This is a genomic window from Pseudomonas sp. IT-347P, from assembly GCF_949768005.1.
Classification (GTDB): Bacteria; Pseudomonadota; Gammaproteobacteria; order Pseudomonadales; family Pseudomonadaceae; genus Aquipseudomonas.
The window spans coordinates 604,001-616,565 of sequence record NZ_CATKPQ010000055.1; the positions used below are offsets into that span (position 1 = coordinate 604,001).

12 protein-coding genes are annotated in these 12,565 nt (G+C 61.5%); 3 read left to right on the plus strand and 9 right to left on the minus strand.

Translation table 11 applies throughout. The features are described 5' to 3' along the window. Positions 1–6: 6 nt before the first annotated feature. The 7 genes from ACM6IV_RS22185 to cpaB are packed head-to-tail and all read right to left on the minus strand — an operon-like array spanning position 7 to position 7,176. A complete protein-coding gene (locus tag ACM6IV_RS22185; RefSeq protein WP_414871648.1) occupies positions 7–729 on the minus strand; it encodes a hypothetical protein in 723 nt (240 codons plus the stop codon). Positions 730–752: 23 nt separating this feature from the next. Beyond that, the gene (locus ACM6IV_RS22190) at positions 753–1,637 is read right to left on the minus strand and encodes a type II secretion system F family protein (RefSeq protein ID WP_414871649.1); all 885 of its coding nucleotides are present in this window, start codon (positions 1,635–1,637) and stop codon (positions 753–755) included. Position 1,638: 1 nt separating this feature from the next. Continuing rightward, entirely contained in the window at positions 1,639–2,523 is an 885-nt protein-coding gene (locus ACM6IV_RS22195) for a type II secretion system F family protein (protein WP_414871650.1), read from the minus strand. 18 nt (positions 2,524–2,541) lie between these two features. Then, complete coding sequence (locus ACM6IV_RS22200) at positions 2,542–3,810, minus strand: CpaF family protein (protein WP_414871651.1); 1,269 nt, start codon at positions 3,808–3,810, stop codon at positions 2,542–2,544. After that, positions 3,807–4,997 carry an AAA family ATPase gene (locus tag ACM6IV_RS22205; RefSeq protein ID WP_414871652.1) on the minus strand — a complete coding sequence of 397 codons (1,191 nt, stop codon included), beginning with the start codon at positions 4,995–4,997 and terminating at the stop codon, positions 3,807–3,809. Before ACM6IV_RS22205 ends, ACM6IV_RS22200 begins: the two co-directional genes overlap by 4 nt. Continuing rightward, a complete protein-coding gene (locus ACM6IV_RS22210; RefSeq protein WP_414871653.1) occupies positions 4,994–6,214 on the minus strand; it encodes a type II and III secretion system protein family protein in 1,221 nt (406 codons plus the stop codon). Before ACM6IV_RS22210 ends, ACM6IV_RS22205 begins: the two co-directional genes overlap by 4 nt. A 20-nt stretch (positions 6,215–6,234) precedes the next feature. Next, positions 6,235–7,176 (minus strand): Flp pilus assembly protein CpaB, encoded by a 942-nt coding sequence (gene cpaB, locus ACM6IV_RS22215; protein WP_414871654.1) that lies wholly within the window; start codon positions 7,174–7,176, stop codon positions 6,235–6,237. A 331-nt stretch (positions 7,177–7,507) separates the two neighbouring features. Between cpaB and ACM6IV_RS22220 the strand changes: the two genes are divergently transcribed. The 3 genes from ACM6IV_RS22220 (at position 7,508) to ACM6IV_RS22230 (ending at position 8,433) form a co-directional block, all read left to right on the plus strand. Continuing rightward, a complete protein-coding gene (locus ACM6IV_RS22220; RefSeq protein WP_414871655.1) occupies positions 7,508–7,717 on the plus strand; it encodes a Flp family type IVb pilin in 210 nt (69 codons plus the stop codon). A gap of 18 nt (positions 7,718–7,735) precedes the next feature. After that, positions 7,736–7,951: a Flp family type IVb pilin gene (locus tag ACM6IV_RS22225; RefSeq protein ID WP_414871656.1), complete on the plus strand. Its 216-nt coding sequence runs from the start codon at positions 7,736–7,738 to the stop codon at positions 7,949–7,951. Between the two features lie 74 nt (positions 7,952–8,025). Continuing rightward, complete coding sequence (locus tag ACM6IV_RS22230) at positions 8,026–8,433, plus strand: response regulator (protein WP_414871657.1); 408 nt, start codon at positions 8,026–8,028, stop codon at positions 8,431–8,433. A gap of 598 nt (positions 8,434–9,031) precedes the next feature. Here the strand turns inward: ACM6IV_RS22230 and ACM6IV_RS22235 are convergent. Both ACM6IV_RS22235 and ACM6IV_RS22240 read right to left on the minus strand, forming a co-directional pair. Beyond that, on the minus strand, positions 9,032–10,702 hold the full coding sequence (locus ACM6IV_RS22235; protein ID WP_414871658.1) for a ShlB/FhaC/HecB family hemolysin secretion/activation protein: 1,671 nt from the start codon (positions 10,700–10,702) through the stop codon (positions 9,032–9,034). A 133-nt stretch (positions 10,703–10,835) separates the two neighbouring features. Beyond that, positions 10,836–12,467 (minus strand): collagen-like triple helix repeat-containing protein, encoded by a 1,632-nt coding sequence (locus ACM6IV_RS22240; protein ID WP_414871659.1) that lies wholly within the window; start codon positions 12,465–12,467, stop codon positions 10,836–10,838. Positions 12,468–12,565 lie beyond the last annotated feature (98 nt).

Below are 12,565 nucleotides of genomic sequence, written 5' to 3' on the forward strand. Positions count from 1 at the left end.
GTCTCCTTATTTGAGCGATGGCGGTAACGGGTCAGCGACGGCGGCCACTTGATTGCCGGCGACCGGTTTGGCCTTGACCGGGGCCTTGAGTTTTTCCGCGCGCTCTTGGGCTTCGGTGAATTGTTCCGGGGTCAGTTTCGCGCGGCTGACGATTTCGGCGGCTTGTGGCCAGTCGTTTTGGTACAGCAGCAGGGTGACCATATTCAGCGTCGCCAATTGATTGTTCTGCTTGAGTTCGATGGCGGTGAGAAATTCGAAACGGGCGTCGTTCAAGCGCAACTGATTGAGGTAGACCACGCCCAGATCATTGCGGATTTTTTCGTCGGTGGGGGCCAGGCGGGCGGCGCGTTGCAGGTGGGCCTGGGCCTGGCCGTTGTCGCCGCGGGCGGCGTAGAGCTGGCCGAGGCCATGCTCGGCTTCCGCGGTCAGGCAACCGCCAAGCAGGCCGCGATACAACGGTTCGGCTTCGCTGCGACCCAGCAAGCGGTAGACCTTGGCTTTGCGCAGGCGCACTTCGCTGATGTTGTCCGGCAGGCTTTGCAGGTTGGCCAGGCTGGCGTGCAGTTTGCCGTCGTTGGCCAGGTCGTCCGCCAGGTTCAGGGCCAGTTCCTGCTCCTGGGTCATTTTGCTGCAACTGCTCGGTGACAGCAGCGCGGTCCACGGGGCCTGGCCGTCGGTGGCGCAACCGCCGAGCAGCAACAGACTTGCCATGATTATCAGTACTTTCATCAAACGCTCTCCATGAACCAGGGTCAGTTTGCAAACGCCCGGGCAATTGCGGTGAAACCGGGGCCGGCGAGGACAATCAGCAGTGCCGGAAACAGGAACAGCATCATCACCACCGACATCTTCGCGGACATTTTCGAGATGTATTCCTGCAGGCGCGTCAGGCGTCGGTCATCCAGCAGTTGCTTGAGCGCCAGCAGCGATTTCATCGCACCGCCGCCCTGTTGAATCAGTTGCTGGAGGATCACGCAGGTGTCGCTGAATTCGTCCACGGCGAGCATCACCGCGGCTTTGTGCAATTCCTGGCCCAGTTCCAGGCCGGAATCGACGCGGCTGAGGATCAGGCGCAGCTCGCTGGTCAGTTCCGGCAGCAGTTTTTGCGCTTCGATGCTGAGCACCCGCAGGGCTTGTTCGACGGCCATACCGGACTCAAAGAGGATGCGCAGCAGCGGAATGAACGTCGACACCTCCACGGCGATGGTTTTCTGCCGTCGTGCCGCCGCATAGGCCAGCAGGCGTTTGGGCAGCAGATAACCGCCGCCGGTGGCGAGCATCGGCACTATCCAGCGGTTGCTGGCCTGGGGAAAGAACACCTCTTGCAGAAAGATCGCCAGGCCCAGTGTCAGCAGCGGCGTGCCGATCTGGCAGGCGGCGTACAGCGCCCGTTCATTGGCGCGGCGCCAGCCGATGCGGTTGAGCAGGGTCTGGGTTTCGCTGTCGATGCTCACCGAGCGCTGACCGAACTTGCTGCTGCCGAGCGCGCGCAACCAGTTGCCGAAGCGGTTCTCACGCACCAGCTGCCCTTGCAGGCGCTGATTGATCTGACGTACTCGACGGCGCTCCACCAGCAGGTGATTGATTACCAGCATCAAGGCGCCGAGCAGCAACATAAGAGCCGCGAGCCAGACCATGTCAGACGCTCCGCAACATGCGCCACAGCGCGAGGCTGCCGACCACTTGCAGCACGGCGGCGCTGATCAACATGTGCTGACCACTCGCGTCGTTCCACATCCCCAGCATGTAGCCGGGGTTGGTCAGCATGAAGTAACTCACCAGCAGCAGCGGCAACGAGCCGAGCACCCACGCGGTCATCCGCGTTTCGCCGGTGAGCGCGCGCAGTTGCCGTGCGCCCTGGTCGCGTTCGCGGATCAGTTTGATCAGGTTTTCCAGCAGCTCGCTGGCGTTGCCGCCATAGCGATGATTGACCTTCAGGCCGAGGGCGAACATGCGCAGTTCGTCCTGTTCGTACAGCTCGGCGAAATCACTGACCGCGTCGGGCAGGTTCACCCCCAGTTGCACGTTGCGCTGGACCCGGCCCATGGCTTTTTTCAGTGGGTCTTCGCTGGCTTCAATGCCGCCCATGACCGCGTCGCTCAGGGTGCGCCCGGACTTCAGGCTGCGTACGGTGTGATCGAGCAACTGCGGCAGTTGCTCGATCATGCGTTTGATCCGGCGCTGGTAGAGCACGGCGATGTATAGCCGCAGCGCCAGGGGCGGAATGAAGATCATCAACAGCAATCCGATCCAGTCGGCGAGGAAATAACCCAGTGCCATCGCCAGCCCCCACACACTCAACCACAGGCCGAAACGTTCGGTCGGGCGGCCCAGTCCAGCGCGAAGAAACATCCGTTCCAGTCCGACCCATACCGGTTTTTCAGGCACGTGTTGCGGTTGTCCGGCGGCCAGTCGGTTGAGCACTTTTTCCGTGGCAGTCTTGCGCAGCCCCTGCAAGAACAGACGAATCGACAGCCCCAGCAGTGTCAGGCAGATAACAATGAGAATGATCGGTCCCAGCATGCTCGATGCTCCTTGCCGTCAGCCCGGATGGACCTCGTGGCGCAACTTGTCGCCGGCCGGATTGACGGCTTCGCGCAGGAAGCCGAAACCGCTGCGACGGTCGAGACGGAACAGGGTGTTGGTGACGTAGACGTCTTCGCGAATACCGACCACTTCCACGACTTCACTGACGCAGCGGCGCCCGTCGGGCATGCGGGTCAACTGGATGATCACGTCGAGGGCGGCGCAGATCATCTGCCGCAACGTCCGTTCGGCTATCGAGCGGCCGGTCAGGCCGACCAGCGTTTCCAGACGCAGCAGGGCATCCTGCGCATTGTTGGCGTGCACGGTGCTCATCGAACCGTCGTGGCCGGTGTTCATCGCGGTGAGGACGTCGACCACTTCGACGCCACGAATCTCGCCGAGAATGATCCGGTCGGGGCGCATGCGCAGGGCGTTGCGGATCAGGTCACTGGCCTTCACTTCACCGTGGCCTTCGGCATTCGGCGGACGGGTTTCCAGGCGCACCACGTGGGGGTGGCCGAGCTGCAATTCGGCGACATCTTCGATGGTCACCAGACGCTCGTGCGGGTTGATCAACTGGCTGAGAATGTTCAGCAGCGTGGTTTTGCCGGTGCCGGTTCCGCCGCTGATCAGGATATTGCAGCGCTTGCCGACGGCATTCTGGAAAAACTCGAAGATCGCCAGATCGATGGTCTGCATGGCCATCAGGTCGCTACTTTTGAGCATGTCCTTGCGAAATTTACGGATCGACAGGCACGGGCCGTCGAGGGCAATCGGCGGAATGATCGCATTGACCCGACTGCCATCGGGCAGGCGCGCGTCGACCATCGGCGAGGATTCGTCGAGGCGCCGTCCGAGGGGTGCGAGGATGCGTTGCATCACGCGTTCGACGTGATGGGCGTCGATAAACCGCAGGTCACTCTGGTGCAGCACGCCGTCGCGTTCGATGAACACCCGGTGCGGGCCGTTGACCAGGATTTCGGTCACCGACGGATCGCGCAGCAACACTTCCAGCGGGCCGAAACCGGTGAGTTCGTCGACGATCTCCTCGCCCAGCCGTTCCATCTCGTAGCGGGAAATCGCCAGGTGCAAACGCGCGATGTATTCGGCGACTTTGTCGGTGACGAATTGCGCGAGCTGCTGACGAGAACCTTCCAGCAGGTTTTTGCCCGACTCTTCGAGGGCGTCGATGATGTAGCGATGCAGCACCAGTTTCAGGCCTTCGTGATCGCTGTTGCCGGCGCCACTGCGGGGCGCTGCACCGAAGAGTTTTTCTGCGCTCATGAGGTGCCTCGCAAGCGATCGAACCAGGTCACTTTAGGCTTGGCCAGTCCCTCGGAACGTTTGGCCAGACGTTCACCGAGCGCACGCAGGCTCTGGGTGAGTTTCTCGCGTGGGGCCAGTTCGAACAGGCTGACGCCCTGGTTTTTCGCGTTCAGGCGCACTTCCGGGGTGAGGGCCAGCGTGGCGATCACTTCCAGATTGAAGGTCTTGCCGAGGGTTTCCGAATTCGGCGCAACGTTGCTCAGGTAACGGTCGATCAGCAAGCGCCCGTGGTCGAGCTTCATGCCTTTTTCGCGCCACAGATTGAGCACGGCGAGGTTGCGCCGGCAGTTGAGCACGTTCTGATCGGTGTACCAGAGCAATTTGTCGCAGTGGCTGACGAAGGTGCGCAACGCCTCGCTGTCGGTCTGCCCGGTGAGGTTCACGACGATGTGCTGGAAGTGCTGGCGCAGCGCGCTGAGCAACATGTACAGCTCGGCGGCGCTGGTGTTTTCCAGCGGCTCGTCGTTGCTGGCGTAGGCGAGAATGCGCAGGCCGGCTTCGGTGCTGGTGAAGGCGCTGTCGATCAGCGTGGCGTCGAGCCGGCGCAAATGGCGCAAGGCATCGCCGAAGTGAAACGAACTTTCCAGTCCGAGCAGGGCCAGGCTGTCCCCGCGCGGCAGACCGAGATCGAGCAGCAAGGTTTGCTGCCCGCTCTTTTGCACCACCAGTGCCATGTGGTTGGCCAGCAGCGCGCCGTCGGAACTGCTCTGCACGCCGTACATCACCGTGAGGCCGCCCAGTTGCGTGTTCGGCGCTACGGGCGGCAGGCGTTTGCTCAAGCGCCGGACCAGCCCGGCGACTTCGCTGGAGCGTGAACCATAGGCGACAAAATCGCGTGCACCGGCGCGCATGGCATTGAGCACCAGTTGATTGTCCATGCCGTCGCCGAGGGCTACGATCGCCAGCATCGGTTTGGCTTCCAGCGCGCCTTCGATCAACGCGCTCTGGGCGACCACGTGTTCGCGATCGAGGCCGACGAACACCAGGCTGGCGAAGGTGACGTCGACCAGCGCCAGCAGTTCGTCGAGGCTGCCGCCACCGGCGCTGACCACTTGCCCGAGCGGCGCGAGCGCGCCCTGCAGCCACTCCAGATCGGTGCTGTTGCGGGTGATGGCGAGAAAGGTCTGGCTCAGGTTCTGGCTCATTGGGATAACCCGCTGCGCTTGTCGAAGTTGCCGTTTTCAAGAAAAAACATGCGATAGAAATTCGGGTCGTAATTGCGCAGTTTTTCCCCGGGTAACGATGGCAGCTGGGCATCGGCGGCCAATGGCTGCACCAGGTGCGGGGTGACGATCATCAGCAGTTCGCGCTCTTCGCGCTTGATCTGCGAGCCTTTGAAAAATGCGCCGAGCACCGGGATGTCGCCGAGGCCGGGAAACTTGTTCACTTGCGAGCTGTTGGTGGTGCTGATCAAGCCGCTGATGACGAAGCTCTCGCCATCGCCCAGCGACACGCTGGTGTCGGTGCGGCGGATGGTCAGGGCTGGCACCGTGGTGCCGGCGATCTGCACGGCGTTACTGAAATCCAGTTCGCTGACTTCCGGGGCGACTTTCAAGGCAATGCGGTCGCGGCCGATGATGGTGGGCGTCAGGGTCAGGCGGATACCGAATTCCTTGTACTCGATCGACACGCTGTCGCTGCCGGAGCTGGGCACCGGAATGGGGATTTCACCGCCGGCCAGAAAACTTGCGCTCTGCCCGTTCAGCGCCACCAGACTCGGCCGCGCGAGGGTGTAGGCGAAGCCGCTGGTTTCCAGGGCATTGATGATTGCCATGGTCTTGCCGCCGACCCACGAGAAGTTGAACAGTGAGTTGTCCACCGGCAGGCGGGGCTGCGGCACCCCGTCAATCGGTGGCAGGGTGCCGGGCGAGCCGAACAGAAAGTTGCCGCGCGTGCCGATCAGTGAGGCGGTGGCTTCCTTGAGTTTGGTGCGGCTGACTTCGACGAACCGAATGTCGGTCTGCACTTGCGACGGCAGGCCCGGATCATCCGACGGCAGGCTGCTGCTGCTCAGCGCAGCGGTGGCGGCGCCCTGCACGAAGACCATGCTTTGGCGTGGCTCGCTCGAACACGATGTCCAGACCATCAGGCTGGTGGCGCCGGGCGCAACACCGGTGAGCAGAAAGGACGAGCTGCCGTTGGCGTGTACGTCGGCGATTTTCGGATCGCCGATTGCCAGACGGGTGATCGCTACCGGCGACTGCACGTCCTGTTGGAACCCTTCGCCGATTTCGATCACCGGCGGCATGCGCCCCAATGCCGAGCAATTACCGACCGCCGCAAGCGCAGCGTCCATCGACAGTCCCATCAGTAGCAGGGCGCGCAGCACGGGTTTGAATGGCGGCCTGAAACGACTCTGCATGCCCTTGGATCCTTGCGCAGTCATGGGTTTTGTTGGGTGAGCTGATTGCCGCGAATGATTTCCACGGCAGGCCTCGCAGCCGCTGTGGAACCGCCGCCGGAAGGTGCTTTCGGTGCGGCGCCCAAGGCCAGCTGTGTGAATTGAAAGAGTTGTCGATTGGCGGTGTCGAGATGGGCCGTAGACTGGTGTTCGCCGGCCCAGTATTTGGCCAGGCGTTGCTCTTCACTGCTGCGCACGGCCAGGCGCAGGGTGCCGGCATGCGTGGCGAGCATCAGGCGACTGAGCAGTTGTTCCGGCACCGCCAGCACCACAGTGCGCGCGGCGATGCGACGTTGATCCTGTTTGAGTTTTTCCTCGGCGCTCAGCGCCGGCGAGGCCGGTTGGCCGTCATTGGTCAGGCCGTATTGATCGCCGACACCAAGCACGCGCATGGCCGGCAAAACGATCTGCGCCGACTGTTCCAGGTTGCTCGAATCCTGGCGCAGATAGAGCAAGACATCGACGTAATCGCCGGGAATCAGTTGCCCGGCCGCGCCGATCACTTCGTCAACGGCCACGGTGAGCGCACGTTCATCGCTGCGAATCATGCGTGCCAGTGGACCACCAGCGGTGAAGCTTTCTTCGTTGAGCCAGGTGCCGGCGCTGAGCGGCCGCCAAGGCGTGCGGCCGACGGCCTGTTCGATACTGCTCAGGCTGCCGGCCGGTGCACTGCGCAGTTTTTCCACCGCCACATCGGTGGCTGTCAGCGCAGTGAAGGGCGGCACATCGTGCAGCAGCACCACCACCGGTTGGCGTGTCTGGTCTTCGGCAATCGCGACAGTTTTTTCAACGCTGACGGTGGAGTCGACGGGGACGGCAGCGACGGGTGCCGGTTGACGACTGAGTACCAGGCCCCAGTAACCGACAAAAATGGCTCCGAGTAACAGGATGGCTGCAAGGCCCATGGTGACGCGACTGTTCATGACGGCTCTCCCTTTCCTGCTGCACTACCCACTGCTTTTGCTAGCGAGAGAAGTTTCCAATCCGGCAGCTATGAACATGCAACTATTTCGCTATTTCCAAGCTAGCTGATCCAAGCAAAAACGCCATTACTGACAGGAAAATAACCCACTAAAGTATGAGTCTTGTCCAATTAACAGCAGCCAGTGGCGTAAACGCGATCGGATTAATACTTTCCGGTTAATCCGTTCTTACAGTTGTTGGGTGGGGGTTTGTTGACAATGCTCAGATGGCACGGTGGAACCTAGCCGCTGTAGTGCGACATCGGCGCCAGAGGCGCGAAGGAGTGGACGTATGTTCCAGATGATTGTTGATTACCTGATGGCCCGGGTGCGTCTGTTGTTCAGAAACGAGGAGGCAGCATCGGCCATCGAGTACGCGATCGTGGTGGCGATGGTGGCCGTGGTGGTTGTGGCATTTGTGACCCCCCTCGGTGGTCGGGTGTTGTTCTACTTCAACAACATTTTGACCGGACTGGGCGGCACCGCCGTGACCAGACCCTGACGACCAAGGAGAACGGCGATGCTCTTTGAATACCTGATGATTCGTGCCCGCAGCTTCCTGGCTGATGATGACGCTGCATCGGCCATCGAGTATGCGATTGTGGTGGCGATGGTCGCGGTGGTGGTCATTGTGTTCGTTACGCCAGTGGGTGGCCGCGTAATGGTCATGTTCAACAACTTGCTGGTGGCGCTGGGCGGAACGGCCGTGTCGACCACGCCTGCGCCGTCCTCTTGAGCTGAAACGAAGCTTAATGCCCGGCTGATGTCGGGCTACACTCGGGTTTACTTTCAGTTTTCAGGGATTGCCCCATGAATGCTTCTTCGCTGCCCCGCCAACAGTTGCTTCTGGTTGACGACGAAGAGGACGCGTTGCTGGAGCTGGCCGAGTTGCTGGAGGGTGAGGGATTTGTCTGTCATACGGCGACGTCGGTGAAGCTGGCGTTGCATCATCTGACCCGGCATCCGGATATTGCCTTGGTGATTACCGATCTGCGCATGCCGGAGGAATCCGGCATGTCGTTGATCAAGCGCTTGCGTGAGCATACTTCCCGGCAGCATTTGCCGGTGATTGTGACGTCGGGGCATGCGGACATGGAGGATGTCAGCGATATGCTGCGGTTGCAGGTGCTGGATCTGTTTCGCAAGCCGATTTATCACGTTCGGCTTTTGGAAACGCTGGATAATTTGTTTCCCAAGCCTAAGGTTCAGGTTGGTTGAGGTTGAACTCGGCGGCCTTTGGGCCCACCGTGCTTGGGGGGGGAATATCCGTTGCTGCGGGTGATGCTGTTGGCGGTTTCGCCCTTACGGCGAGTCCCTTTGGCAAACGCCCCAAAGGAACCAAAGGTCTGTGCCCTGACGTACGGCCCGCTCGCTAAGGCTCGGGGTTCCTTCGCTCCGGGATCGATCCGGGCGCAGCGTCTCCGGTTTGCTCCGCTGCACCTCCTCTCGCTGTGTTTGGCTTCGCCAAACGGTCGCTGCGCTCCCACCCCCGGATCAATCCCTCCACTCAGCCTGCCGACGGGCCTTCAGATCAAAAGCTGCAGCCGAGCTAACGCTCATCCTGTTGAGTGGTGAGGAGCGGAAGCGATGCGCGGTGTGTGCGGTGTGCGGTGTTTTGCTATGGCTTTTCTGTGGGGGGAGACTGTTCCGGGCGGCGATCCGACCAAGGCGTCCTGACACCCGACCCATTTCTAATTGAATGCACTTAATCCAACTGTAGGAGTGAGCTTGCTCGCGATGGTGGACTGACAGCCGACAGATATCTGCCGGTTGTACACTCCACCCGCCGCTGCAGAAGCCTCCTGGGTGTCTCGGCTTACAACTGATAACTGAAACTGATGCTGTACCGGGGCTTGCGATTGAACGTGTCGAGCGCTTCATCCGACATCGCCTTCGCTGCTTCCAGCGCGATGTTGTAGTACTTGGCATCGCCAAACCGCAGTCCGATCGCCGTCGATGACAGATTGTTGGCCTTTACCGGCAATTCGTTGAACCAGCTGCGCGAGCGGTCGAGCACGACATACGGTTGCAGGATGCGCACCCAGTTGCCCTCGCGGTTGAAGCTGTAGTTGACCTCGTAGGCCACGCCCCAGCCTTTGTCGCCGGACGCTTGATCGTCGGGATAACCGCGCCCGAAATTCTGCCCGCCGAACACTGCACGCTCGCTGTCGGGCAGGGAGTCGTCACTCCAGTACAGCGCGGCCGAGAGCACGCCTTGCCAGTTGTCGAAGAACTTGTCGCTTTGCACGCCGGACAGGCGCAGGCGCAAGAAGTCGAGGTCGATGGCGGTGTTGTTGGTTTTCGCACCCATGCTGTCGAGGCCCTGGTACACGCCGCCGCTGAGGATCCGCAGTTGCCGGGCATCGGCTTTGCGCCAGTCGCTCTCGAAGGCGAGGGCGCGGATGTCGGTGCGTTCTTCGACACTCAGTGGGTAGCCGATCACGCTGTAGCGGGTCTTGTCGTTGACCGCGTAAAGCCTCGAGCCGGCTGTCAGCAGTTCGTTGGAGGCGGCAATCAGCGGTAAGGTGAAACCGATCGAATAGCGATCGTTTTCGCGGTGCGGTTTGAGTTGCAGCCCATTGTCGAGGACGATATTGGTGCCCGGATCAGCGCGGTAGCGTGAGGCAGACAGCGCCAGTTGCGCGCCCTCGTCATTGATGAACTGGTTGTAGTCGAGGCGGTAGTAATGCTCGTGATCGTCACCCGGTGGAAACAGACCGCTGAGACTCAGTTGCTCACCCATCGCGGTTTGCGAATTACTGCTGACGCCGAGCAAGGCCTGGGTACCGTTGCGGTTGTCTTCGGTGGTGCTCAGCGTGCTGGTGAAGGGTTTGCGACTGGCCTGGGCGATCAGGGTGGTGGCGCCGTCTGTGGTGCCGGGCGGTGGCACCTGGGCCTGGATCGTCACGCCGGGGACGCGCGTCATCAGCGTGGTGTAGCGCTCGAAGGTCTTGCGGCTCAGCGGCCGTTCGGCCTGGATCTTCGCTGCCAGTTTATCGATGAGACCTTTGACTCGGCCGATATCGCCTTGCATCTGCACATCGCGTACATAGCCCTCCACCAACACCACACGCGCTACGCCGTCATTGAAATTTTGCTGCGGCAAGAACGCGTACGACAGCAGATAACCGTCCTGCTGATAACGACGGGTGATGTTGCGGGTCGCTTCGATCAGATCGGCGAGACGGGTCTCATGACCGATCAGGGGTTTATAGATTTCGGCGAGTTCGTTGAGTGGATAGAGCGTTCCGCCTTCGATCTGCACGGTTTGCAGATTGATTTTAGTGTCCATCAACAATGGTTGCGCGGCGGCTGCACCGGCGTCCGGCACCTGCACGGGCGTGGCGCTCGGACGATAGGCGTCGGCCGGCAGGTTCGGCACCGGCAGATTGCGGATGGTTTCGTTGCTGTTGAGAAAGCTGGGCAGGGTGTCGGCGAGGGCGGCGGAACTGAGACTGAGGAACAGCAGGGATGCCATTACGCGCATAGGACACTCCATGTTCAGATCACAGCGCTGGGCTGAATTTTCCTAAGAAAAAGGCGGAAGACTCGTGGGAATCTTCCGCCCTCAACCAAGCGTAGGCGCTGAAGGTGAGGCCGTCGAATCGGCCAGGTGCAATTTAGCGTTTGTTGCCTCCCAGGGCGCCAGTCAGGCCGCCAACGATACCGCCGAGCCCGCCGCCCACACCACCGGTGGTGCCCCCGCTGGTACCGCCGTTGACCAGGCCGCCGACTGCTGTGACGGTACTGCCGACGTTAGTGACCAGACCTCCGACCGCTGTGGTGACCGGGTTGTTGGTCGCGGCAATGGTGCTGCCGATACTGCTGACCGCGCCGCCAACCTGGCCAGTGAGACCGGCGACGGGTGATCCGATACCGGTAGCCGCGCCGACTTGTTGGGTCACAGTGGTAACCGCGCTGGTGACCGGGTTCAGGCCAGCCCCCACTGCACCGCCAACCGTTGCCAGAGGTGAGGTTGGCGCGGTGATCGGGGTGCCCGAGCCACCCAGCACGGTGTTGAGCGAAGCGACCGTATTACCCAATCCGACAGCGGTCACGCCGCCTGCGCTGACGACGCCATTGGTGTTACCGGCATTCAAACCTGCGCCGACGTTGACCACGGCTCCGCCAACAGTTTGCAACAAGCCGGTGCCGCCCAGACCACCGCCCACACCACCAGTACCCGAGCCGGTGCCGTTGGACAGCAGACCACCGGCCTTGCCGACTGCAGTGCCGGTGTTGCTCAACGCGCCGCCGAGTGTGTTGGTCAAGGCATTACCGTTACCCGCATCGGTGACCTTGCCGCCCAGGGTATTCACCGCGCCGCCGACTTGCGCGATCGTACCTTTGAGTGGATCGCCAAGACCTGTGGTCGCGCCGAGTTTGTCCGTAGTGCTTTCGACCATCGCGATCACCGGCACCAGGCTACCGCCGAGTTTGTTTGTCAGTTGGCTGGTCGGGCCGCTGCTCAATGTGGTGTCGAGGGTATTGCCGAGCATGGTGACTTTTTCACCGACACCATCAAGCAGCGGCGCGACTTTGGTGACAACACCGCCCACCACCGGAACGCTGCCGGTTGCAGTCGACAGCTTGGCGCTGAGGTCGGAAACGCCGTTGCCGACATCAGTCACTACACCGCCAACCGAAGCAACGGTGGTGGTCAGGCCTTTAGGGTCAGTGGCCAGTTTGCCCACGCCATTGGTCACACCGTCACCCAAGGTGCTGACGACATTGCCGGCAGTGTTGGCCGCACTTTGTACAACGCCGCCGACAACAGGAACAGTGCTCAGCGAGTCGCCGATCTGGCCAACGCCATCGCCGACGCCAGCGACAGTTTTACCGACATCCTGTACCAGTGTGGTGGTGACCAACGCGGGGGTTGGATTGGTCGGGTTGGTAGGATCGGTTGGATCTGTCGGGTTGGTTGGATTGGTCGGGTCGGTGCCACCGGTTCCGCCAGTCCCGCCTGTGCCACCGGTCCCGCCTGTGCCACCGGTTCCGCCGGTGCCTGCGGTATCACCCGTGCCTCCTGTGCCTCCAGTGCTACCGGTTCCGCCAGTCCCTGCAGTATCGCCGGTGCCGCCCGTACCGCCAGACCCCGCAGTGTCGCCCGTGCCGGCCGTACCGTCCGCCGCAGAACTGCCGGAGCTGCTGTGATGGCCGCCACCGCCGCTGCTGCAACCGGTGAGGCCAAGGGAGAGGATCAATGCCAGAGCGATTGCTGATTTGCACCACACGTCTTGAGTTTTCATGATTGAGATTCCTTGCACCTGTCACAACGTTCGTTGTCTTCGATGACTCGCCGATCTGTTGTCGGTGATGCCTTCGACCGTTGTGCTCAATCTCAGTC